At 39.1% G+C, this 24,749-nt stretch carries 14 protein-coding genes and 1 pseudogene; 6 read left to right on the top strand and 9 right to left on the bottom strand.

The genetic code is table 11. The features are described 5' to 3' along the window. Nucleotides 1–227 precede the first annotated feature (227 nt). Nucleotides 228–2,159 carry a hypothetical protein gene (locus tag IM462_RS10570; RefSeq protein ID WP_287701761.1) on the top strand — a complete coding sequence of 644 codons (1,932 nt, stop codon included), beginning with the start codon at nucleotides 228–230 and terminating at the stop codon, nucleotides 2,157–2,159. 50 nt (nucleotides 2,160–2,209) lie between these two features. Here the strand turns inward: IM462_RS10570 and IM462_RS10565 are convergent, their stop codons facing one another. The 6 genes and pseudogenes from IM462_RS10565 to IM462_RS10545 form a co-directional block, all read right to left on the bottom strand. Then, entirely contained in the window at nucleotides 2,210–4,234 is a 2,025-nt protein-coding gene (locus IM462_RS10565; protein ID WP_287701759.1) for a potassium channel family protein, read from the bottom strand. Nucleotides 4,235–4,430: 196 nt separating this feature from the next. Next, nucleotides 4,431–4,517: pseudogene (locus IM462_RS21225) on the bottom strand (SWIM zinc finger family protein); the annotation flags it as partial. Nucleotides 4,518–4,541: 24 nt separating this feature from the next. Beyond that, complete coding sequence (locus tag IM462_RS10560; RefSeq protein ID WP_287701757.1) at nucleotides 4,542–4,967, bottom strand: hypothetical protein; 426 nt, start codon at nucleotides 4,965–4,967, stop codon at nucleotides 4,542–4,544. Further along, complete coding sequence (locus IM462_RS10555; RefSeq protein WP_287701755.1) at nucleotides 4,967–6,238, bottom strand: AAA family ATPase; 1,272 nt, start codon at nucleotides 6,236–6,238, stop codon at nucleotides 4,967–4,969. The genes IM462_RS10560 and IM462_RS10555 overlap by 1 nt, the downstream gene beginning before the upstream one ends. Nucleotides 6,239–6,463: 225 nt before the next feature. Next, nucleotides 6,464–7,303 carry an SWIM zinc finger family protein gene (locus IM462_RS10550; protein WP_287701753.1) on the bottom strand — a complete coding sequence of 280 codons (840 nt, stop codon included), beginning with the start codon at nucleotides 7,301–7,303 and terminating at the stop codon, nucleotides 6,464–6,466. Nucleotides 7,304–7,316: 13 nt separating this feature from the next. Then, a complete protein-coding gene (locus IM462_RS10545; RefSeq protein WP_287701751.1) occupies nucleotides 7,317–10,439 on the bottom strand; it encodes a DEAD/DEAH box helicase in 3,123 nt (1,040 codons plus the stop codon). 511 nt (nucleotides 10,440–10,950) lie between these two features. On the opposite strand from IM462_RS10545, the gene IM462_RS10540 reads away from it, so the two are divergent. The 3 genes from IM462_RS10540 to IM462_RS10530 all read left to right on the top strand — a co-directional run bounded on the left by IM462_RS10540 (nucleotide 10,951) and on the right by IM462_RS10530 (nucleotide 15,266). Continuing rightward, on the top strand, nucleotides 10,951–12,390 hold the full coding sequence (locus IM462_RS10540) for a sensor histidine kinase (protein WP_287715172.1): 1,440 nt from the start codon (nucleotides 10,951–10,953) through the stop codon (nucleotides 12,388–12,390). Nucleotides 12,391–12,482: 92 nt separating this feature from the next. Then, nucleotides 12,483–13,580 (top strand): saccharopine dehydrogenase family protein, encoded by a 1,098-nt coding sequence (locus IM462_RS10535; protein ID WP_287701747.1) that lies wholly within the window; start codon nucleotides 12,483–12,485, stop codon nucleotides 13,578–13,580. A 3-nt stretch (nucleotides 13,581–13,583) separates the two neighbouring features. Further along, nucleotides 13,584–15,266 (top strand): mechanosensitive ion channel family protein, encoded by a 1,683-nt coding sequence (locus IM462_RS10530; protein ID WP_287701745.1) that lies wholly within the window; start codon nucleotides 13,584–13,586, stop codon nucleotides 15,264–15,266. Here IM462_RS10530 and IM462_RS10525 read toward each other — a convergent pair. After that, nucleotides 15,193–15,696 (bottom strand): hydrogenase maturation protease, encoded by a 504-nt coding sequence (locus IM462_RS10525; protein ID WP_287701744.1) that lies wholly within the window; start codon nucleotides 15,694–15,696, stop codon nucleotides 15,193–15,195. The two genes, IM462_RS10530 and IM462_RS10525, sit on opposite strands and share 74 nt — an antisense overlap. A gap of 221 nt (nucleotides 15,697–15,917) precedes the next feature. On the opposite strand from IM462_RS10525, the gene IM462_RS10520 reads away from it, so the two are divergent. Then, the gene (locus IM462_RS10520; protein ID WP_287701742.1) at nucleotides 15,918–16,064 is read left to right on the top strand and encodes a hypothetical protein; all 147 of its coding nucleotides are present in this window, start codon (nucleotides 15,918–15,920) and stop codon (nucleotides 16,062–16,064) included. On the opposite strand, the gene IM462_RS10515 is transcribed toward IM462_RS10520, so the two are convergent. Both IM462_RS10515 and IM462_RS10510 read right to left on the bottom strand, forming a co-directional pair. After that, a complete protein-coding gene (locus IM462_RS10515; protein ID WP_287701740.1) occupies nucleotides 16,044–16,535 on the bottom strand; it encodes a GNAT family N-acetyltransferase in 492 nt (163 codons plus the stop codon). The genes IM462_RS10520 and IM462_RS10515 overlap by 21 nt on opposite strands. Nucleotides 16,536–16,617: 82 nt before the next feature. Then, complete coding sequence (locus IM462_RS10510) at nucleotides 16,618–22,755, bottom strand: translocation/assembly module TamB domain-containing protein (RefSeq protein ID WP_287701738.1); 6,138 nt, start codon at nucleotides 22,753–22,755, stop codon at nucleotides 16,618–16,620. Nucleotides 22,756–23,219: 464 nt separating this feature from the next. Between IM462_RS10510 and IM462_RS10505 the strand changes: the two genes are divergently transcribed. Then, complete coding sequence (locus IM462_RS10505) at nucleotides 23,220–24,410, top strand: DUF3747 domain-containing protein (RefSeq protein WP_287701736.1); 1,191 nt, start codon at nucleotides 23,220–23,222, stop codon at nucleotides 24,408–24,410. Nucleotides 24,411–24,749: the final 339 nt, after the last annotated feature.

The raw sequence follows: 24,749 nt of genomic DNA, 5'->3' as shown, positions 1-24,749 counted from the left end.
TGTAGGATAGGGAAGCTAACAAAATTTTAGCCCATTTTCGCCAAGAGATAGATGAATATCCTGCCTAGATTATTGTAGCTGATAAAGCCCTATTTCTTTGTTCATGTTCCACGAACTTTTGAGATATCGTCTGATTATTCTACCTGGTCTCAATTTTCATAACAGTGGGATGGATCGGGGAATAATGCAGTTTTTTTATCCTCAGATTTTTTTAGGAGAAGACAATCATGATTAATCTTAATCCTGCTATCGAACAAAAAATTAATGAATTTATTCTGAAAGTTAAATTAGCTCACCAAAAAGAAGCCACAGATATCATTCAAGAAACGAAGAATTTAAAAGATGAACTTATTCAAAAACTAGGTGGATTAACTTTTTCAGACCCTTCACCTAGCAGAGAAGAATTAGAAAAACAAATAATAGCTCATATAGATCAGCTTGTAGAGACAATCAACCTTTTATCTACTGGCAAAAGTTCAGAAACTCCTCTTGATACTTTCAGCCAAGAAACTGATAGTTTAGTTACAACAATTACGATTGTATTCGATGCTAATGCTAACGATGCAAACTTGCCAAAACTCAAGGAAAAGCTAACTGCTTGGCAAACAAAAGTTAAAGATACTTTGGTTAAATTTTCCACCACTGTGGAATTACAAAAGAAAAATGAGTCTTTGATTGCTGAACTGAAGGATAACTTAGACAAATATAGTTCAATTCCTGAAGTAGATGAACCCTTTGAAGAGTTAGTCAAGGAATTTAAAGATAATTTTGCACAACTACAAGTACAAGAAGCAAGTGTTTTATTTCAAACTTTAGACGATTTAATCAATGAAATTAAAGCTAGAGATGAGGTGATCAAACTAAATAAAAGAATTGATATTTTACTGGGAAAAACCCAAGAACAAGTAGCGGGATTCACTCAAGAATTAGACCGGGAAGTACAGGGAGAATTAGCCAAATTAATTAAAATACTAGGGATGGCACAGGTGGAACTCAAGAACATTTCCAAACCTTGTGATATCATGCAAGTAAAGTCGGTGGTAGATGCCGGGGAAATGGCGATTAAATCTTTAACAGGTCAACCTAATATTATTTTGGCACAAAAATTACGCTATGCTGCAACAACGGGATTAAGAGAAATCCAAAAAGGTTCTTGGTTTAGTGGTTTAGCAAACTTCAGAGATAATCTTTTCCATTCTTGCAAAATACCTACAAAAGTTTTAATTGGATTAGTGTTCGCTTTACCTGTAAATTGGTTTATTATGAACTTCTCTCCGGTGAAAGAGTTACTCTCCTTACCTCCAATCATAAAATCTAGTAACCAAAATACTCAGGGAGAAGGTAACCAAAATACTCCAGGAGAAGGTAACCAAAATGCTCAGGGAGAAAGTAGCCAAAATACTCAGGGAGAAGGTAACCAAAATGCTCAGGGAGAAAGTAGCCAAAATACTCAGGGAGAAGGTAACCAAAATACTCAGGGAGAAGGTAACCAAAATACTCAGGGAAAAAATAGCTCAAATACCGAGGACGGAGTAATAACAATTATACGTTTGATGTGGATAACAGGCACTTTAGGGGGAGGAGTTAGTCTTCTAACTCGTTTGCAAGATTTTGATAATCCCAAAAATCAAAAATATGACGATGACCTCTTGCCATTGTTAATTGGTTTAACCAAACCCATTTTAGGGGGAAGTTTCGCTTTCTTTATTCTGCTAATTATTAACTCTAACATTTTTCCCATAGATATTCGGCGTAGCACTGAAGATAAGGGGAATGACACCTATTTATATGGACTTTTGGCAATGGCTTTTGTGGCTGGATTTAGCGAACGTCTTATTCCCGATTTAATTAGTCAAGTAGAGAAAAAAGTAATTGTAGAGGCTAGTTCTACTGGACAGGGACTACCTCCAGCGATTTTGATCGCTCCGCCTAGCCAAAATTTAGCATTAAATAAAATCCAGGAATTTAGCATTAACCCCGTTGGTAAATACACCATCACAATCTCACCGCCAGACAGCGGTAAAATTGATAAAAATACCACTGATGCCAAATTTACCTACACTGCACCTGCACAAGGAAATGCTGGGGATACAATTACTATTACTGCCACTTCTGATTCCGGACAAACTGCCAAGGCTACTATCACTTTAACTGCATAAAAAAAGACCGAGAGAGCCTTCTAGTTTGACAAAAAAAGTATAACTCCCATTTACCCCGATTTCGGGTTAATCGGAATGGCCAATGCTTGAACTTGAATTTTTTTTAACTCGGAAACTAATCGAATCGCCTGCTGTTCGTAGAGGGGGGCGCCGAGAGTCGCTGGCAAATTTTCCATGAGATCGCTGGCGGTTTTCAGGGGACAATTAGAAAAACGACTGATTACGGTGGGTGCTTCTGCGGCAATATTGCGGTTAAAGGCTTTTTCCACCCGCACGCGCCAAGTTTTGGGAGTGCGACGACCCTGTTCCACCCGTCGCAGTCCGTTGATGGTGGCCAGCACCACAATGCGATCGCCGATGCGTAAATTGAGATAATCTTCGGGCATTAATTTCGGGGCTTGCCTTTCTCGTTGGTGTAGGATCGGCACAACTCGATAACCGTAGGCAATATCCCCGATCGAGCTACCATTGAGAGTATCTCCGGCTTCGATCTCGTATTCTGTCACCAGAATCGTTTTTTGCGCCCAACGGAACAGATAGATAATATTTTCTCCGAAAGCCGCTCCCGTAAAGGCTTCTGCCGCTACGGTGTTGGTTCCCAAAATGTGAGAGCGGGGCAGAATTTGACTTAATTGTTGACTAAGGTTGTCGTCGGTGGTGCGGATGACTAAGTAGCTTTGGGGGTTGAGTTTGCGGGTGGTTAGGGCTACTTCTAAATTGAGGATTTCGTCATCAGTAACAATCGCTATACTTTTAGCCCTATCTAAATTGACATTTTTTAAAGATTCTTCGATATTTCCCGTCATCAGGGGCATTTTTGGCAGCATAGTCCCATCAAAATCCCTATTTAAGCTGACCCCGACGATCGCCTGTTGCATTTCTAGTAATAAATTAGCCACTTCTCTGCCGACTCGACCTAAGCCAACAATAACGATATGATTCTGTTGGGGAACTGGGGGACGGTTAGGGATAAATTGAAATCTTGATGATAATAAAGTTTCTGTCAAAATGGCATAGAGAACCCCGATAAAAGCGGTTCCAGCTAAGGTTAAAAAGAGACTAAATAGCTGCATCCACCAGGGAACCGCATTTAAATCTTCGGGGTTAGAGCCACCGAAAACATCGCCGTAACCACCTAATAAAAGGATCGCTGTTCCTGAAAGAGAGGAAATAAAGGAAGCTCTCGGGGCGTAGAGATGGAAAAGAAAAGTCCCGATAATTACTAGGAGGATAATGATAAATACTGACAGGAAAGCCACCCGATGAATTTGCTGCTGAAAACTCAATTGCCAGAATTGTTGGATTTCTTTGAGGAATTTCTGCCAAAAATCCCGCAACTTCTGGGGAGAATTTAACGGTTTCTGGCGGACAGCATCGATGTTTTGGTAGGTAGTTTCGATGGTGGTAATGGTATCACCAGCCCCGATAGTGGTGGTGGGGGACCATTGATAAAATCCGGCCCTTAAAGGTTCATCGGGGGCTGTGTGTGCTAACAGACGACGGGTGGGGGTATTTAAATCACCTAAAAAGCGATCAAGTAAACCATCTTCGGGGCTAATTTGTCTCTGGATAATCCGCAATTTCTGACCGTCGAGATGCAAAAAACCGAGGGTTTCCGTGCCTAATGTGGCTAAAGCAAAGGCATTGGCGGGTAGTTGGGTGGGTTCATAGGCGATAAAATTGCCTAAACGTTCCTTGAGTAGCTGATTGAGATTATCTTTAGAAGAACGCACCACTAAGCGGGTAAGGGGATTTAATTGCCGAATAATTAGGGCAGTGGTGGCATTAATTCGCTCATCACTGGTGACAATTAAAGCAGCCCGACAGCGATCGATTCCCGCTCTTGCTAAAATGTTTTTTTGACGACAATCACCGATAATTATTTCCTCTAATAAATCGGGAAAATCATTAATTTCCCAACTGGGAGGCTGTATTAGTTCGATACCGACAACGCTAACCCCAAACTCTTTTAAAGACTTGACGCAGTGTTGTCCGAGACTACCCAATCCACACACTAAAAAGCGATCGGCTAACTTGACATTCCCATCGACAAAGCTGAGAGATTCTTGGTTCATAGATTCTGCTTGTCTTAAAAAATAGAATGCTTTTTCAAACTTCTGATCCCCCCTGCCCCCCTTGATAAGGGGGGTGCTGATCTCCCCTTAATCTACCCTTAATTTTCTTTTAACCAAGGGGGGTATTAGACGATTTTAAACACCTACCTAATTATAACATACCAGCATTTTTATTGCGTACCCGTTGATACATTTCTTCCATATTTAATTGGGAAGCAACGAGGTAATAAACTCCAGCAATATGTTTACAGGGATTTTGTCAATCGGGACAGGAATAATTAGTTCAGCTTTTTTCTGAGGGAAAAACCTAAATAGTGATTTCAGCTTTCATCGACCTGACTTTTAAACTAACTTCGGGATGAGCTTGCTTTAATCTTGCTTGATAAACCTGAACATTGGTTCCAGCTTTTGGTACTCTAGAAGCGACAATATAGCATTCTTTTTTAGATTTTTTATGTCTTTCTTGTAAGTAAGAATGATTTAGAGTTGACAATAATTGATCATAAGCTTGTTCAATATTTTTACCCTTGAGTTCAATATAAAGAGCCAAGCTACAGGGACTATCAATTTCTAACAGCCAGTCGCATCTTTTTCCCTCGATGATTAAACAATTATCTATTTTTATCTTAGTAATTAATTTCTGACTATTATTATTGACGATGAATTCTTTCCCATTTTCCTTAACTTTGACTATTTTATTATTATTGCATTCAGAACAGTGACTAATATTCATTATTGTTGAGCCTTTCTTTCTAAGATTTCTTCAAACTCTTGACTAAGTTCATCGGAGACAGCATCGAGGTTATTGATACCAATCAAGTTCACCTCTGTATCTAAGATACTTTGAGTTTGTCCATTGCTAATTGTGTAGGCTGACACATCTTGAAATTGAATAGTATTTTTATAACCTAAAGATTTTTCCGCTTTGACAGGCTCAACGTTAGCCGCCATGATTTTATTATTCAAAGCTGTGAGAATGTAGGGACTATGGGTAGTGAGAAAAAAACGACAATTTTTATTAGCATAAAGTAAGGTAAATAGTTCTACCATATCTCTTTGAGCGGAGGGAAAAAGATGGGTTTCAGGTTCCTCAATAAAAAATTGGTTGGATTCGGAATCAGGAAAAAACGAGAAAACTAAGAGAATTAATAACATTGGTAAAGCTTCTTGCTGTCCGCTTGAAGCATCAATTAAGTTAATCTTTCTCCCATCGGCATGATAAAGCCAATCTTGATCTTTCACGCGCGCATAGCTGCCTGATAGAATCTTTTCGCTAATTAATTTAATTTGATTATAAAGTTTTTTATCATCTTTTTTATCTTGGAATAAACTTTCTGATTCATTAATTATTCTGTATAGGCGTTGAGCATTTTCATAATTAGAGCCAAAGTTGATAATCAGAGGATCAAGATCAAAATTATTGGACAAAAAGGCAAAAATATTATTGGTAAAGTATTTAACAAAAAGAGTGCGACTAGCTGGTACAAATAAAATCTTTGTAGAAAAAATTTTTTCATTGCCTTGAAAAAAATCAGCAATATTTTTGGCCACACAATCATTCATATCTGAATAAATATCTTGAGTGACTTTGTTATTGCTTTTGGCAATTTTACTCACTTGTCTAATTGTTGTATTGTAAAACTTTTTAAAATTATCTGAATAGGTAAATTGTAGTTTAAAATAGCCAGATTTGTCCTTATATCTTTCAATCAAAAAGTTCATGTCATCCAAACGATAAACTATTTTAAATACTTGTTCTTTCCATGCGTATTTAGGAAATAATTCCTCAAATCGCTTCTGTAGGTGCCTTTTGAGTCCTTGCTGATCTTGAAGATTAGTGACTAATAATTTAACTTGATAAAACAAAAATGTCTGAAATAAAAAAACTAATTTAGCAATAATACTTTTACCAGTGGACTGTTCACCGATGATAACATTAATTTTTTTTATCTCTATTTCCGCATACTTAATAATCAGAAAATTTTCAATAATTAAGGATTCCATTGTATCTCTCTTATGTCCAGTCTCATAACAATACTAACAGGTTAGGGGTAGATTTTCAATTACTGTCAGTTGTTGACCTGTTTATTCTAATCTACCCTCCTATGGATAGATACCTAAGTCAAAAAGTCAGCAATTTAGCTACAGCGTTTCTGATCCAGATAAAGTGTAACCTAATTTGACATCGGGACTGACTGCTGACTCCCCAAAAGGAAAACTTATATTTTTTTAAAGTATCCCTGCATTTTTATTGCGTACCCGTTGATACATTTCTTCCATTACCTCGATAAAGGAGGTATCCTTATCCCAAAATGCAGGATAATCACCAGCTTTTTTAATGACAATTGCGGGAATAGTTGCGGATTTAACTAACTGAGGATTTTCTGGTAAACGGTGATGAGAGTGCCAAAATTCTTTGAGATCAATTGTTTCTGATGCCGGTATGGTTTCGGGTTTAGTGTGATAGGAAGTCCCGGGGTTAAGAGGAATTTTTTCCTCTTGGATGGAGGAGGAAAGCAACTTACCGAGAGGAGTTTTTGCTAACTCTTGCAGTAATTTTTGACGAGAGATACCCCGTAATTCAAATAAGAGGAAAGGATCCTGATCTAATTGGGAAGCAACGAGGTAATAAACTCCAGCAATATGTTTACAGGGATTTTCCCAATCGGGACAGGAACAATTGGTGATAAAATCCTTTTGACTGTGGGGTAATAAGTGCAGATTCAGATCGCTAAATGCTTCATCAATATTATCGGGAACTTCTTTGAGCAGCAGTTTAGAGATCATACTCGCTCTTGAACCAAGATTATATAAAGCTTGTGACCACTCTGCTTTAGTAATTGGTTTAATCTCGATACTCACCTTATACAAAGGTTCTTTGTAAACTCCAAAGTAGGGATTAATGGAACCTCGCACCTGAGCAGTAATTAAATTACCGTCAATTGTATAATTCTTGACTTTATCATTTTTAGCGTAGGAACGTCCTCGACTCAAGCGCGCTGAGTCGGTAAATTCTTCTAATGCTTCTATGAAGCGTTGTCCCCACCAAGTTTTACTAAATTTATTCATAGGTTTACCTCGATTAAATAATTGTCTGTTTATTCAATGCGATTAACTGACGAAAACTTTCGTTATCTAATTCCGTTAACCAGGATTCATCATTACTAACAATAGCATTAGCTACCTTTTTCTTTTCCTCGATCATTTCATCAATTCTTTCCTCTAAGGTTCCCAAAGTGACAAATTTATGCACGAAAACATTTTTTTGTTGACCAATTCTAAAAGCGCGATCAGTTGCTTGATTTTCCACCGCAGGATTCCACCAACGATCGAAATGAAAAACATGATTTGCTTTGGTTAAAGTAATCCCCACTCCCCCAGCTTTTAGGGATAAAATAAATACGGAAGGTTCTGTTTCGGGATGTTGAAATTCTTCGATCATTTGTTCTCGTTTTGGTTGAGAAGTCCCCCCGTGAAGATAATAGGTATTATAGCGAAAAGTTTGTTTGAGGTACTTTTGTAAGGAGTCACCGATTTCAGTAAATTGAGTGAAAATTAGCAGACTATCTCCCTCTAAAATTACTTCTTCTAGCATTTCTCCCAAACGCTCTAACTTATGCGATCGCTCAGGAGTAAAAGCACTGTTATCCTGTAAAAATTGACGCGGGTGATTACAAATTTGTTTCAAGCGCATCAGGGTAGATAAAATTAATCCTTTGCGTTTTATTCCCTCCGCTTCTTCTAATTGTTTTTCCACTTCTTTGATGACAACTTCGTAGAGAGAAGCTTGTTCTTTAGTTAAATTACAATACTGTTTGTGTTCCACTTTATCCGGTAAATCTTTAATTATCTGCTTATCGGTTTTTACCCGACGCAGAATAAAAGGTTCCACTAATTTTTTGAGAACCGTGGACTGGAGACGATCATTTTGTTTTTGGATTGGCACTTCAAAAGCTTTACGAAATTGAGTTTCTTTACCTAAATAACCAGGGTTAAGGAAGTTAAAAATTGACCATAAATCAAGCAGTCTATTTTCTACTGGAGTTCCCGTTAATGCGAGACGATGTTGTGCAGATAAACTCAAGATTGCTTTAGTTTGTGCCGCTTTAGGATTTTTGATATTTTGTGCTTCATCAATTACTAAACGTTGCCAGGATTGCGAGTTAAATAATTTCAAATCCTTGCGAACTAAGGTAAAAGAAGTAATGACGATATCCTTGTGACTAGCTACTGTCTGAAATTCGTTCTCATTTTGATAGCGCTTACTACCATGGTGAATTAAAACCTGAAGATGGGGGGCAAATTTTTCAATTTCTTTTGCCCAATTTCCCACCACAGAAGTGGGTGCGACTAGCAGAGTTGGTAAAACATTATTATCTCCCTCTCTTTCCCCAATCAATCTAGCAATTACCTGTAGGGTTTTTCCTAATCCCATATCGTCAGCAAGACAACCATTTAACCCCAATTGTTCTAGGTATTGAATCCAGGCAACTCCGCGCTTTTGGTACTCCCGCAGCGTTCCTTGTAATTGGGGAGGATTTTCGATCGGTTCTAGTTGACTAGGATTTTGTAATTTCTCTAGCATAGAACCCAAAAATTCATCGGTTTTAACAATAATCTCCTCTGGGGATTCGGCAGCTTTTTTCATTAATTCAATCAGATTCATCTCAGGATTTTTCTGCTGATATTTCTGCCAAAAATCCAGCATTTGCTGCATTTTATTTTGTTCTAATTCTACCCATTGGCCTCGAAATTTAACTAAGGGTGTTTTGGTGTTAATTAATTGTTGCCATTCCTCTTGACTAATAGTTTCTTCACCGATGGCTAATTCATATTGATATTCAATGATGTTTTCGAGGCTAAAAATCCCTTTACTAACGGGGGTAGATTTGCCTGATTTAGAAGTGGTTTTTAGCCGAACTTTAGCGCGTTGACGACCTTGGGGAGTCCACCAAGCGGGAATAATTACCTTATATCCCGCATCTTCTAAAATCCAAGCAGTTTCTTTCAAGAAAGTAAAAGCTTCTGCAAGGTTGAGATAAAATCCCGTCGGTTTATCCGTTTCTAATCCTTGCCAAATGGGGGGATAAATACGGGCAGCATAACCCAAACTTAGTAAAATATTTTTGTCTAAATCTTGACCAAAATGCGCTCGTATGCTTGTTCTAATTTCGGGGACTGCATACCAATATTCGTCTAATTCTAATCGCAGGGAGGGGTCTTGTTTAGAGATGAGGATAAAGGTAATTTGCCACTGTTCAATATTATTTTCTGGCGCTTCCGTTAGTTTAAAACCAAGGCTAAAACTAGATATATTTTGGTCTCCTAGTAATTGCTGTCTCCAAGTTTGCCACTGTTGATATTTTTCTAAGGCAGCGGCAGTTTGCAGAAATCCAGCAGCCTTAGTCACAGAGAAGCAATCACCTATAATTGTCTCGCTAATTTTTTTCTCAAAACTGGCAGGAATTGCCGTATTAGTGACAAATTCATTGAGGAGACATTCGGAGAAGTGCCGGAGTAGGGTTTTGGGATCGTATAATTGTGGTGAAGCATGGGGATTTTCAGCACCAGCAAGACAAATGCGGGGAAGATATTCGAGATAGCGATCGAGATTGGTTTCGTAGGTTGCTGATATAATTTCCCAAAGAGGGTAGATGGCAAAGTTAGCGGTTTTCTTGTTATTTGTGGTTAATTCTCGATATTTAAAGGCAGGAATATAGTTATCTTTGAGAATTATTTCTTTAAAAGCTTGACTGTAGTGATACCAAAAAAGTAGATCTGCACCTAACTGAATCTCTGAGGAGTTGTAAAGACAGATAAAGTGCAGATCATTGAGCAGTTTAAGTACAGGATTAAGGGGATAACAATCAATTTGCCAAGATTGCCATTGGCTATTTTCTGGGGGTTCTTTTTCTAGATAACGCAGTAATTCTAAGGAGGGTAAAGGTTGATTGTCGTGGCTAGGTAAAAGAAAGTAGCGGGGGACAAATTGCCGACTAAGAGGATTATAATTCGATTGAACTATTCCTAATTCTCCGGTGAGAAAGCTAGTTAATTCTTCTTTGCTTAACTGAAAAGGATGATAATTATTAGCAGTGGTGCGACTCTTTTTCGGGGTGCTAGTTTCTCCCCAAAGATAAAAGCTGCCCTTCTGAATAAATTCGTCCGTTAATTCAGGAATCCAAGTACCGTGAAGAATTTTCATGGTTTTTAATTAGTACAAAAGAACTTGAATGAGAGCAAGACTTAGCCTCTAGAAAAATTGTAGCGATTATGGGAGGATTCTCCACACTTTCCTGTTCTTATCCCTTTGGGAACCCAAAAGTCCTCTGGATCAGAGAAAAATATGATCAGCAAACTGAAAACTCAGATCTGATAAGCTGTTCGTAATTTAAATTGCTTGTTGAGACGAGGCAAGAGGCAAAAGGCAACAGTAAAGGGATTGGGGGAGGTTCGGCTAATCTAAGAATAAGCGGTTTAAATGCGTCTTAGCTTAACTGATACAGCCTTTCTGATCATCCCCGATGAAGTGTAACCTAATTTGGTATCGACGACCGACTCCCAAAAACCAGAGACTTTGTACCTCACCATTAAGATAACTGCTATCAAAACGCGGATATCACTGCCAATAGAGTTCGGTTTTACCGTTATGGGATGAGCATTAACGGGGGTACTATTCTAGGTAAGGAATTTGTATCTAGTCAGTGATGAAGACGATGTTAAAGGGGTCTTTACCGAAATTAAGCGATATTTTCCCGCCGACTGACCATCAGGACCGGGAAACTTTCACCCCCAATGCTTTTTATCCTAATTTATCGGAATGGCTCAAGCGCTCGCAACTGAAAGCGGAAAGTGAATGGTTCGCAGCGATCGCAGCTTTAGAAAATATCTTATTACAAAACCCAAATAATGCCGCCAGTCGGGGTTTAATTCTCTCCGGTCCGACGGCTTTAGTCAGAGAAAGCAAGGCTTTAACGGGTTTTAAATTCGGTGTTTTTACTGTTAAAGCTTTAAAACATTTACAATGGCCGGGTTTTCAATTGCCTTCTCAGGAAAAATCCGCCGCCGATGTTTCCCCGACGGAGATTCATGAATTGCCTCTCTTGCCAACGGATCCGATTGCTAATGAAAGATTTTGTCTGGTTTTTAGCGAAAGTTTCGCTCTTTTGCTGGTTTTAGGCGAGGATCAGTGGGGTTTGTCCTCTTTTCAATTTTCCTTTGATCCCGTCCTCACTCAGCAAGCTTGGCAGCAGTTGCGGCAACGATTAGTTAATCTGCGTTATCCGCAAATCGAGACTTTAGAGGCAATTATCGAGGCTAATGGCAGTCCCTCGCCGGATTATCGTCTAGTTAGCCAATTTAGTCGCCAATTACTACAAAATTTACCCAACCAGTCTAACTTAGACCTGAAAAAAACGAAATCGTCTATCAATGCCGAAATCACTCCCCCAAAGGAAGATAATTCTAATTTAGAATCGGGTTGTGATTTGGAATTATTGCGCGCTTTAACCCACGAAATTCGCACCCCTTTAACCACCATTCGCACCATTACCCGATTATTATTAAAACGGGCAAAAGTAACGGAAGATGTGCAGAAATATCTAGAAACAATCGATTTAGAATGTAGTGAACAAATTCAGCGCATGGAATTAATTTTCCGAGCCGCAGAATTGGGTATTAATCCTCTGGGAGATAAACCGATTCAATTAATTCCAATTGCTCTAGAAAAAGTCTTTCAAGATAGTATCCCACGGTGGCAAAAACAAGCTAAACGGCGCAATGTCAATTTAGAAGTTAATGTACCGAAAAAATTGCCTTCGGTAATTAGCGACCCGAATTTATTGGATCAAATGTTAAATGGAGTCGTGGAAAAATGTACTCGCAGTATGGCTAGTGGTGGCCTGTTGCAAGTACATATATCAACGGCAGGAAATCAATTAAAAATGCAGTTCCAAACTCAGGTAAAATCTCCTAATCTTACCTTCAAAGCTTTGGGAAAAGTCTTAATGTTTCAACCAGAGACGGGTAGCTTAAGTCTGAATATGAAGGTAACTAAAAACCTTTTTCAAGCTTTGGGAGGTAAATTTATTGTGCGTGAAAAACCCGAAGAAGGTGAGATTTTAACTATTTTCTTGCCCCTCGGACGCATTAAATAAGTTGGGATTATTCTAAAATTTTCATCTTGTAAAATAGGCAAAATTGCCAAGAGTATGCTATACTAGGGCAACAAATATTATTGATAGTTGCCATGGAAAAAACTGTTTTAATTTTAGGTGGCACTGGTCGCATTGGTCAAAGTGTCGCCCTAGATATTATTAATCATACTGCAGCTAAAATTATTATCACAGGACGCAAGGAAAGAGCGATTAAATTACTGCCAAGAATGCAGTTTTTGGCTTTAGATTTAGAAGAAATAGACAAGCTTAGACAAGCAATTAAAAATAGTGATTTAGTCATTCATTGTGCTGGTCCCTTTCATTATCGCGATGGCAGGGTAGTAAAAATTTGCATCGAAGAAAAAGTCAATTATATTGATGTTAGTGATCATCGTTCTTTTTATCAAAAGTTAATTCCCTATCGAGAATTAGCGATAAAAGCGGGAATAACTGCCGTGGTTAATACGGGAATTTTCCCCGGTATTTCTAATAGTATAGTGCGGGAGGGAGTCGAACAATTAGATAGGGTAGAAACGATCCGTTTAAATTATGCCGTAGCCGGTTCAGGAGGTGCGGGATTAACTGTGATGCGGACAACTTTTCTCGGTTTAAAAAAGCCTTTTTTAGCTTGGATTGAGGGACAATGGCAAGAGATTAAACCCTATACTGCTAGAGAAGTAATTGACTTTCCTGCTCCTTTGGGTAAAACTGTTGTTTATTGGTTTGATATGCCAGAAACCTATACTTTTGCTGAATCTTTTCAAGTGCGAAATGTGATCACAAAATTTGGTTCTATTCCCGATTTTTATAATCATTTAACTTGGATTACTGCCCATATTTTTCCCGATGCTTGGGTAGAAAGTTCTCGGGGAATTGAGTTTTTTTCCCAAGTTAGTTATCGCATGACAGAAGTAACCGATAAATTTTCGGGAATTGGGGTAGCAATGTTAGCCAAAGTGGCCGGATGGCAAGGGCAGCAAAAAGCAGTTTATCAAGCAACTATGCTTCACGAAAACACTGCTCAAGCAGCGGGTTGGGGAACTGGCAGCGTGGCAGAATTAATCTTAGCGGCAAAACTCCAAAAAGCTGGGATTTATCCCGTGGAACAGGTGTTATCCACAGAACTATTCCATGCTACGATGAAAAAAAGAGGTATTAAACTCGATCGCTCCTGTGCAATTGTGGCTTAGAAGATGAAAAAAATCTGGCGTTACCTAGGGCTGTTTTGTTTAGTTTTGTTACTGACTTTATCCCCTATCTTCATGATAGCGGCCCAGAATAATCCTGCTAAACAAGGACAGGAAACACCCCTGGAAACTTTGGGAGAAGTTTTTCCCGTCATGCTTGATAATCAAGAACTTTTTACGATTCGGCAAGGAATAGGTTCTTTTTCAGCGCAAGAAAGAGCGAAATCGATTACAACCAGAATTGAAAAAATTGCCGATGACGATGCTCTTTCTCCTGAAGATTTAACGATAAAAATTGATCCTGAAGACAAAAACCCTTCGATTATTTTGGGAGATACAGTTATTGCTACTATTACTTCTAAAGATGCCAAATTACACTCAGTAAGTCAAGAAGTATTGGCCGAACGAGCTTTGGCAAAGATTAAAGCAGCCATTGTCCGTTATCGTCAAGAACGTCAACCAGATAACCTCTTAAAAGATGCAGCTTTGACGGTAAGTGCCACCTTGTCCACGGTCTTAATTTTCTGGGTAATAATTTTTATATCTTCGCGGGTTTTTCCCCAGATTCAGAGATTAATCACCTCCCTAGTTCCTGGGGTCGTATTCCAAAATTTTGAGATTATTAGTTCTAGGACAATAGGAATTTTTTCCCTAAGAGTTTTGCAATTTATCCGAACTCTAATTATTTTAACTATTCTCTATTTTTATTTAACTTTTGTCCTTCGTCTTTTTCCCTGGACTAGAAAATTTGGTGATGGTTTTCTGCAATACTTTTTTAGTGCTTTGGAAGTTATTTCCCAAGAGATAGCAAAATATTTACCCAATATTTTTATTATACTGATAATTGTTTTTATAACTCACTATCTGTTGAGAGCAATTAAACCATTTTTCACTGGATTGGAAAGAGAAAATTTAGTAATTAATGGTTTCTATCCCGATTGGGCAAAACCAACCTATAATTTACTGTCACTGCTGATAATTGCCTTAGCTATAGTCATCGCTTTTCCCTATCTACCCGGATTTAATTCTCCTGCTTTTCAGGGGGTGTCGGTATTTTTAGGGGTACTATTTTCCTTGGGTTCCACCTCTGCTATCGCTAACGTGGTGGGGGGAATTATCCTCATCTATACCCGCTCTTTTCAACTAGGAGATAAAATTTCTATTGGTGATGTTATTGGAGATGTGATTGAAAAAGGATTATTAGTCACCCGTATTCGCACACCGTCTAATAGAATTATCACGATTCCTAATTCATCGCTGTTAAACACTAATGTGATTAACTTTACTGTCTCTCAACGGGAATTCAAACAGCCTTTAATTTTGCAAACCACAGTCACTCTCGGTTATGATTTACCTTGGCGTAAGGTTCACGCAACCCTGAAAGAAGCAGCCTTAGCCACCCAATTTATTGTCTCAGAACCTGCTCCTTTTGTCTTGCAAACCAGTCTCGATGATTTTTATGTCAGCTATCAGCTAAATGCCTACACCGATCATCCTAGCAAAATGGTGTATATTTATTCTGAATTACATCAAAATATTCAGGATAAATGTAACGAAGTCGGTATCGAAATTATGTCTCCTCACTACAAGGCTCTCCGGGATGGCAATCACAGCACTATTCCTGAAAATTATCTGCCGGAAGATTATCAAAGTCCTGCTTTTGGTATTCAGTCAAATTCTCAGAAGTAATAATTTTCCTAATAGCTTTAATCCCATTTGTCAAGCACTTTTGAGTTATTGTTGATAATTCTTCACCAAATTCACAGTTAATAGCAGGAATAAATATTCCCCAGGCCCTGGGACTTTGTTGATAAATTGCTTGAGTTAATGCTAATAAAGAAGCAGGACTTTCTGCATGACCGAAATTATTCCATTCCGTAACTGCCGCTAATTTTTCTATCTGGATATCAGTTTGATTAGATAATACCGCATCAACAAAAATAACTAGGGAAGCATCAGCTATATCGGCTGCTAACTCAGGAGTCAATTGATGGGTAGCGATGACTTGCACATGAGGCAAATTCTCCTCAGCGATAATTTCGGCTATTCTCACTCCCACTCCGTCATCATTTCTTAAAGTATTACCATAGCCGATGAGCAGTATTTTAAAATTATTCATGGTTATAGCAGTTATCTTAATGATGAGGTAAACAGTTCTCGTTTTGGGGAGTCGGTGGTCGATATCAAATTAGATTACACTTCATCTTGATGAGAAACGCTGTAAAATAAGTATAGGATATCTGGGATGATCTCGATACACAGCTTGACCTAATCGATAAATTAACTGAGTCTGGTAAGAAAACTTAAGCCTTGATAGTAGTTTCTTGATGAGAAAAAATTATGCTAAGGAAGGGTCATGAAGACTATCTCTTTTCTCTCACCCAGAAATCATCTTTAGGCGAACCAGAAAATACTGATATTCAATTAAGTCTAGAATTTAGTCTAGCTATGGGGAGAATTGCCTATTTAAGCGACTTTTTTCCCTAAAATGACTACATCAGCCAGAAAATCGTCTAGTTCGGCAATTTGAGGTAAATAACCCCATCGTTGAAAGCCGAATTTTTCAAAGAGACGAATACTGGCCTGATTGTGGGCAAAAATAATACAGATAAGATTAGATATACCCAATTTTGGACAGCAATTCAGGGCATATTCTACTAATAATTTACCGATTCCACGACCTTGATAATCGGGGGAAATATATAAACTAACCTCTGCCGTTTTTTGGTAAGCGACACGACCATAAAACATCTGTAAACTCAGCCAACCCACCACCCGACCTTCGAGCACTATTACCCAGATGGGATACTGTTCAGGATCGTGCTTTTTAAACCATTCTCGCCGACTTTCGAGGGAAATAGGCTTTAAATCTGCGGTTGCCTTGCGAGTGGGAACAGCAGCATTATAAATCTCGATAATTGTTGGTAAATCTGTTTCTTTAGCCTCGCGAATAATCATAGAATATCAAGTAAGATGAAGTATAACCTAATTTTGCCTTGTCTCCTAACTTCTGAACTCTCCTATATCTCTCAATCTTACCTTAAAATTGGGTTTGATAGCGGACGGTAAACTCATTCAAATTATAATCGTAGGAGAAGCGGATAAAAGACTGGGAATTAACTCGATAGACGGTTTCCAAATTGGGAAGAATATTAAAATCCGTTGCTCCAATCGCATTACTAACCGCATTCTCCACATCATACACGACTCCTTGTGCTAAGAGGGGAATTGCCAACTGAACCACTCCAAATTGAATCAATTGTTCCGTATTTTTCCCCTGTAAACCATTAAAAACTGACAGCAATTGTTCCCCCAAAAGTCGAACGATTTCTCCTTGACTGCGGGGGGGAGTGCTGGTTAATTTAACTAGGGGAGTATTAAGCAATCCCTCATCTTCACCTCTAGCAAAAGCCAATGCTTGTAAACAATTAGCAGCTTTTTGTAATTCTGCATCTGTATAGTTTTCCTCTAGGGGAAAAGGTGGACTATCGGGACGAATTTGGCACACTTCATTGATGTTACGACCTAAATTTGGTAGCAAGCGATTTAATTCCCCTTCAACGCTGAGGGTGACATCGATCCTTTGAATGCGATTGAGGCTATCATCGGGAATTTCATTACTAGGAAAATCCCCCCCTGGACGGGAGATAGCAAAATCGCGAGATTGAGAAAATTCGCTGAGAATTGTTCGCAGTTGAATATCAACAAAGGGATTAAAAAGTCCCAACCCGCGACTAGAATCGAAAACAATAACATTTTGATTGCGTCGGTTAAGAAGAAAACGAGTATCGATGTAGCTAACCCGTCCTCGCTCGAGATTAATCACTCCATTGGTTTGTAATTTCTCCAGTGGAGTGAGCGAACCGTTCAAGGTTAAAGCACCACTAAAATCAAATTGATACAAAGGTTCTTGTTCGATTGATAATCCCGCTAAAGACACTTGGAAATTATTTAAAACCGGAGTAATATTGGTGGTCTGAGGAATGTTGAGAGGCTGCAGCCAGCGACTCACTGGTTTATCCGTTTCTTGATTAATTTCTGCTGTGCGAGGAAGAAAAACTTTACCCCTAGAAAGACGCACATTACCCCCGATAATTGGTTGCTGAATTGTTCCCGTTATCATAGCATTCCCAGCAATTAATCCTCGATAAAGGCCATTAATTGCTATATCTCCCTCTTGAATATTAATTGTTAAGGGATTAGGATTATTTTTGAAGGCTTGAAAGAAAGGTAAAACTCCCACCACAGAAATTTGTCTGTCAGCGATCAAGCCTTGTAATTCCTCTACTGTTAAGTTTTCAGGGGTTAACCCAATGCGGCCATTTACGGTTAAAATCTCTGGAAAAGCAACACTGCGGATAGCGGCATTATCGAGAGTAACTATACCATTTGCTTCTAAATCTTTGATTTTTAAACCCTCTTTTATATCTAATCTTCCCGTCGCTGAAAGAACTACCTCTCCCTCACCGTTAACCCATTCAATGGTGTTTTGACTGATAGCTTCAATTAATTTGAGTGCATCGGTTCCCAATTTTGCTTGGATTTTTAATTGATCATTACCCGGTAGGGGAGGATAGGGAATGCTGGCATAAAGTTGGATTGATTCCGAGGAGGTTGTCCGCAAATCAAAACGATACTGATTATAGGTAAATAAACCAATTATATCCTGATTAATATTTTGGGCATTAATTGCACCATCAATAAAGGCAAAATTACCCTGAATACGAGGATTTAATAAAGTTCCTGTAATTTGTCCTTGAGTTTTTAGACTACCGGATACATCCAAGGGAAACTGGACGAAATTTCTCAAGAGATCGAGAGAAAGATTTTCCACTGCAAAAGTTCCCTCTAATTTTTTTAAGGAAAAATCACCCGCCAAAAATACGGAAGAATCTCGTGACTTTAATCTAATCGGTTCTATCCTGAGCAACTGACGATTTAAGTTAAGATTAATTGTTACTTCATCAATCGGAATTAATTGGGTATCGGTGGTGACAATTCCCAGAGGGTTAACAATATTTACCGTCGGTCTTTGTGGTCGCCATTCCCATCGATTGCCCTGAAATTGTACGCTAAGATCGGGATTTTTTAAAGTCCCAATTAAGGCTATATTTGCTTGATAACGGCCGCGAAAATCTAGTTCAGAAGGTATCCCGACTACCCCTCTTTTACCTGCTAATTGCTGGATTATTTCTTCAATTTTTGCCCGCAAATTTACCTGTTGTGCTAGGGACGCTTCGGGATTACCTACTCCTAGTGTACTAAGTTGAATAGTCTGGTTATTCTCCGAGGAGAAAAGGTTGATTAAACTGGTTAAATCATAGATACTAGCAACTGATAATAAATCTTGAATATAACCTTGATCTACCCTGAGTTTAGCTTCTATTGCTTGGGTTTGCCAATTAAATAAACCTTGCAGATTATATTGACTTGCACCCGCTTGTAAACTCCCCGCTTGCAGTTGGACTATGGAATCCCGATAAACCAAATTTGCCGTTAATTTTTCCCCAATTAAGTTACCTAAACTAGGTTGATTAATCTCTAGTTGTCCTTGTCCCTGTAAGTTAAATAAATTGATGTCTAGATTAGCATTCATCTGTCCAGCAATAATCCCTGGAATATTATAGGCTGCCGTTGGAGATATTTTCAGGATTTCTAGGGGAAAATTGGCAATCTGAACATTTAAATTTTCTCCGCTTCGTTTAGCTGTTGCTAGAAAAGGAGTCTTATTTCCAAAAGCTTGGCGAATATTTATCCCTAAGGGAAGATAGGGCAGCAGACAATTCTTTTGTTGACAAGGATCGAAAGTTAGGTCAATAATGTCCTGATTTCCCCGCAGATTTAAACTAATATTTTGACCAATTCCTGCTTGCATACTTCCTTTTAAGATAGGTTCAAAGGGTCGATCATTAATGCTAAAGTTAGCTAAATTTATATCTCCTTTGATTTGTATATTTCCCACTTTTTGCCACGCAGTTAAGAGATTTTTTCCTGTGATTTTTCCTTGAAATTCTCCGAACCCTGTCAGTGTCGATTCTCTGGGTTTCAAACGAGGATCGATCGGTAAAAGCGATATAATCTGATCTAAGGGTATAGTAGAAAAGTCAGTTTTTGCCTGTAGATTTAAGTTAACCTCAGCGATATCAGGTTGACTGGTAAGATTAGCTAAAAGAATATTTCCGCGCACATCAAAGCTATTTTCTCCCCACTGTGCCGAAAGATTATTAACCTGAATCGGTGTTACTCCCTGCCAAATTTCTTGAATGTTTCCCGCTAAATTGGCCTTAAAATCTAAGTGAGGAATCGAGATTGATTTTATTCCTGGTAATTGTCCTAGTACGGCAGCGGGATTAAGATTAGCGGCAATAATATCACTTTGCCATAAATTATTATTCAGTTGTCCCTTAGCTTTAATTTCTCCTTTAGCTACATTAATACGAGAGTTAAAAACTGCTTTGATACTGCTTAAGTTGAGTCGTTTTTCTAGCAGGGAGTCGAAAATAGTTTGGGCATTTCCTGTTGCTTGAAACCTGGTTTGGTAAATATTCAAAGGTATGGGAATATTAGTCTGAAAATTCTCTAAACTACTGAGAATATTAAAAATCCCGTTGTTTAACTGAATATCAGTATTAATCGTATTATTATCCACTAACAACCGAGTATTTACCCTAGCATTGACGGTGGACAAATTAGGGATTTTTCCCGCTAGTAAATTATTGATTGCACCAGTGAAATTGACTTGTGTTTTTCCTAGACTAACAGGAATATTTATCTTGGGTAAAAACGGATTTAAGTTAATGCCTGCCGTATTAACTATACCACTTAAAATACCTTGTTCCAGTTGGGCTGTCGTTCTTAGAGATTGACTATTGACAAATAACTGTATATCTCCTTCTCCGCGCCAAGTTTGTAAATCCGTTAAAGTACCGCTAATCAGAGAATTTATTCTACCAGCAAAGTTAATTTTTGTCTTGCCTAAACTGACGGGAACTGTTAAATTTTCCACTAGAGGATTGAGACTAATTCCCCCAGTGTTAACTGTTCCTGTCAGGAAACCTCGATTCAGTTTAGCTGTGGCAATTAAAGGATTATTATCTACTAATAACTCCATATTCCCTTGACCTTGCCAACTGCTGAAAATATTATTTTTATTATTCAGTAATTCCCCTAAATAACCCTGTAAATTAATTTGTGATCGCGTTAATTTAACCTGGGTTGGTAAGTTAGGCAATAGGGAATTAATCGGCAATCCCGCTAAGAAAGCGTTAGCCTGAAGATTTCCTTGCAATACTTGACTATTGACGAAAATTGTGCCTTGTTTACCGCTAATTCCTAAGTTAGCAATTCCGTTTAAAGTATTAATATTAAGTTGGTCAATTTTGCCACTAAATTGAATATTAGCTGTCTCTAAATTTAAGGGTTCTAAGGTTTCTAGGTAGGGGCAAATACTATCTAAATATTGACAAACAAGAGGCACAAAAGGAGTCAATAAAAAGTTATTGCCCGTGATTTTTGCCTGGACTAATTTGCTGGTAAAATCACCATTACCATTAACCTGTAGTTTGCCGCCATTTGTTTTAATGACCGTATCGGTTAAATTTATTTTGTTGCCCCCTAAAAATACTTTACCCTCCCCGGCAACATTGAGTAATCCTGACTGATTAACCGTGGGTATTTGCCAATTAATTAATAATTGTGGCAGTCCTAAACTACCCCTAGCTTTAATATTAGCTTGCAGATCATTTATATTAATTTTAGCGGGAATTGTCGCGAATTGAGATAAGATTTTTCTCGTGGGAAAATGCGCTTGTAAATTCAAATTAATCGGCATTTTTGTCCCGTCAAGAGGTTGATTTTTTTGCAGGGATTGCAGAATATTTAACTGCAATTTTCCTTCCCCTTTAATTTCTCCACCTGCGACGGGTTTAATTTTAATTTTATCTAAATTAAGATTATTGAGATTTGTTTGAAAATTACTGGTTATTGATTGAATAGGAATTTGCTCAAAAATAATCGGTTTGCTGCTGCTAACGGTTCCTTTAATTAGAGGTTGATCTAGTTTTCCCGTCACTTGAAAAGTAGATCGTGCTTCTCCCCGTAAATCCAGAGGTGATTGCAGATAAATAATTCTTAAAAGCTGTTGTAAATCCACCGATTCTAGAGCGACCTTGAGATGATAACCAGTTTGCCAATTTACTTCTCCTCTTACCTCAGTTTTAATCTTGCCAATACTTGCGATCGCCTGTTCAACTAATACTTTATCTCCCTGTAAATTTAACTTAGTTGTTAGCTTAATTGGATACTGAAAAGGTTGGAATTTTCCCGCCAAATCTGTCACCTGAAAATTGCCATTACCTTGACTTTGATTTAGCTTTGCCCAACTGGGAATATTGAGAGCAATATTAGCATTTACTTGTCCTTGATTTAATTGAAAATTGCGATTAGGAATTAAAGTTAATAGTTGACTTAAGTTTAAACGGTCGATCTGAAGATTAGTTAGGCTTTCACCCGTTTTTAACGCCGTTTCTCCTTGAATTTTTACTTGACTTTTGAGGATTTCTGCGCTAAAATCGTAGGTGAGAGGCTGCCTTTGATTATCAATAAATCTTCCTTGACCATCGGCCTTAATTTCTATCGGTTTTTTCAGGGCATAGGGTTGGATAGTAATAGCTCCCTTCTCCACCTGAAAACCCAGATTTAACCTAATGGGTGCCTCCCGATCAAAGTTACTAGCTATTTTTTCTAAATTATCGAGCCATTGACCATTTTTATCCTGATCGAGATAAATACTGGGATTAATTAACTTGACATCAACCGGCAGCGGCAGACCTAAAAGTAAGGGCAGCGGATTTAATCCCAATTCGATCGCATCAATAGATAAACTATCGGCAGAATTGGCCGTAGCTGGAATTGCCGATTTACCGATACGAATGCGATTAAAATAAAAGCCCTCTATCTTACCTACCCTGACGGGTCTGTGCAGCATTTCACTGAAGATATTGTCTAAAATTGGGGTGAGACGTTCATAAACTAAATAACGAGTCGTAAAATAGCCAAGGGAGGTAATTCCTAGGAGAGTAATTCCCCCGACAATTAAAGTAGAAGGCCGGCGGACAAATCGACCGATACTCAGAAAAAGATTAGGACGAGGAGAAGGATCGCCGGGGGAATTACTCATAATTGTTTACCTCACACACACCAAAGAAAGGGCAATGGCTCACCAGAGCTAATGAACTATGTTGACATCTTCACCGCAGCACTGATAGTCCTCAATCGATTAATTGCAATTTTTTAGGCAATTATTGGGTTTAAATCCTGTGAGGAAGTCAAGGGATGCGGCCAATTAAAAGCCTCTCTCCCCATCTTAGCCTAAGACTGAAATGGCTGGCTAAAATTTTCGACAATCCGCCAAAATCTCGCCACTTTCAACAGCCAACCGAATGAATATTGATCACCCCACCAGTTCAAGCAGAATATTGCTCGGATCAATAGGTTCGGAAATTGAAGATAGAGAGAAAACTTGTGCGGACAGACAACAATCCGGCGCAGTCTGGAACAACAACTGGAAGCATTCAGTCTTAGAATATTGGGATTAGCACGTCTATTATTTTTACTGCAAAAATCGTCTTATAGATAAAGATCATGAAAGCCAGATTATCGATCGCCCTAACCGCCCTAATGACCTTGGGCATAACTGCCACACCAGCGGCCAACTTTGACGAACAGGACATCGAGCAGAGCCAGATAGTAGCGATCGCTCGTCCCTACGGAGGTAATAAATTTGACCTGCTAGTATTGGAACAAATCCAGGGAAAACAGAAGTGTTGGAGCGAAAGCGGCTCAAATCCCGTCATGATCGACCCGCTGCTTCTCAACTTTGACTTTACCGGCATTTGTCGCCGCGCCACCGATAGTAATGGTTATTCTATCCGTCTCGATGGCCGGGATTTTGGGCTAGATTACATCCTGCGTATTGTGGAACGCAATGGCGAATTATACTTAGTCGGAACTCCCCGGGATGCCCGCAGACCGGAATTAGTGGTGGGAAGAACCCGAGGAATGCAAACAGGATTTATGAAAATTATCCTCGAACCGGGTTGGAGATTCAGCCGTCGTACTTTCCAAGGCAAAAGTTTAGGCCACTTCTACTTTAGCGGCAAAGAAACGGAAGTTCTCGCAGCCGCCGGCAGACCTCCTATCAACGAAACCACTCCTCCCCCCACTGCTGAGGCCAGTTTCCGGGATATTAGCGGCGATATCTATAAAACTGAGATCGAAAAAGCGATCGCCCTTGGGGTAGTGGCCGGTTTTAAAGAAGATAACACCTTCCGCCCCGAAAATCCCGTCACTAGGGAACAATTCGTCTCGATGATTATTGAAGGGATGGGAACTGTCACCAAAATTAACCTAGAAGATATTCCCCCCAGCAGCGGCAGTTTTAACGACGTAGAAGCGACGCGCTGGAGTGCCAAAAAAATCCAATGGGCCCGGGCCAATGGTATTGTTGCCGGCAAAGCTAACGGCGAATTCCGCCCCACCGACCCCATCACCCGGGCCGAATTGATGGCGATTCTCAAACAGGCCGCCACCTACCTGAAAACTCAGCAACAACAAGCCCCCGATTTAGCCCAAACTAAAACTCCCGTCAATTTTTCCGATACTTCCGGTCATTGGGCCGCCAGTTTAATTACCCAGATGTCGGGATTTTGCGGTGTGGCCTCTCCCTTGAACGAACAGGGTAGTTCTTTTGTACCAAATGATCCCGCCCGTCGTAACTACGCGGCAGCTGCCATCGTCCGTACCCTCGATTGTGTTAAAACCGCCAAAAAATAAGTAGGGTTTGCGGCAAAAAGTTTTTCCTAGGGGTAGGTTGTGGGGTTTCAGCCATTTTTAGGGGGTCAATTACCTAATTTTCAGGGCAAAAGTCCCCCAATTTTCCCCCCGCTCACTCCCAGTCCCAGAACTTTTTGATCTCAAAAAGGCCTAAAGATAAGTAGGTAGGCGTTAAAAGTTGTCAGATGCCCCCCTTATTAAGCTATCCATTAGTCACATCTTTCTTAACATAAAATTTGACAAAAAGAGAAAAGTGTGCAAGATGGCTCAAGGAGGTTCTATGGGGGAACTAATTTGATGAGATAGTTTCCAAGTCTGGCTGATATCATGTAACCTTCG

Source organism: Microcystis sp. M144S2 (assembly GCF_020246065.1).
GTDB lineage: Bacteria > Cyanobacteriota > Cyanobacteriia > Cyanobacteriales > Microcystaceae > Microcystis > Microcystis ichthyoblabe_A.
This window is presented reverse-complemented; position numbering and strand designations above follow the sequence as displayed.

Excerpts from the sequence above, each read along its gene's own strand:
- IM462_RS10570 (WP_287701761.1), top strand. The coding sequence starts at position 228 with ATGATTAATCTTAATCCTGCTATCGAACAAAAAATTAATGAATTTATT.
- IM462_RS10565 (WP_287701759.1), bottom strand. The coding sequence starts at position 4,234 with ATGAACCAAGAATCTCTCAGCTTTGTCGATGGGAATGTCAAGTTAGCC.
- IM462_RS10560 (WP_287701757.1), bottom strand. The coding sequence starts at position 4,967 with ATGAATATTAGTCACTGTTCTGAATGCAATAATAATAAAATAGTCAAA.
- IM462_RS10555 (WP_287701755.1), bottom strand. The coding sequence starts at position 6,238 with ATGGAATCCTTAATTATTGAAAATTTTCTGATTATTAAGTATGCGGAA.
- IM462_RS10550 (WP_287701753.1), bottom strand. The coding sequence starts at position 7,303 with ATGAATAAATTTAGTAAAACTTGGTGGGGACAACGCTTCATAGAAGCA.
- IM462_RS10545 (WP_287701751.1), bottom strand. The coding sequence starts at position 10,439 with ATGAAAATTCTTCACGGTACTTGGATTCCTGAATTAACGGACGAATTT.
- IM462_RS10540 (WP_287715172.1), top strand. The coding sequence starts at position 10,951 with ATGTTAAAGGGGTCTTTACCGAAATTAAGCGATATTTTCCCGCCGACT.
- IM462_RS10535 (WP_287701747.1), top strand. The coding sequence starts at position 12,483 with ATGGAAAAAACTGTTTTAATTTTAGGTGGCACTGGTCGCATTGGTCAA.
- IM462_RS10530 (WP_287701745.1), top strand. The coding sequence starts at position 13,584 with ATGAAAAAAATCTGGCGTTACCTAGGGCTGTTTTGTTTAGTTTTGTTA.
- IM462_RS10525 (WP_287701744.1), bottom strand. The coding sequence starts at position 15,696 with ATGAATAATTTTAAAATACTGCTCATCGGCTATGGTAATACTTTAAGA.
- IM462_RS10520 (WP_287701742.1), top strand. The coding sequence starts at position 15,918 with ATGCTAAGGAAGGGTCATGAAGACTATCTCTTTTCTCTCACCCAGAAA.
- IM462_RS10515 (WP_287701740.1), bottom strand. The coding sequence starts at position 16,535 with ATGATTATTCGCGAGGCTAAAGAAACAGATTTACCAACAATTATCGAG.
- IM462_RS10510 (WP_287701738.1), bottom strand. The coding sequence starts at position 22,755 with ATGAGTAATTCCCCCGGCGATCCTTCTCCTCGTCCTAATCTTTTTCTG.
- IM462_RS10505 (WP_287701736.1), top strand. The coding sequence starts at position 23,220 with ATGAAAGCCAGATTATCGATCGCCCTAACCGCCCTAATGACCTTGGGC.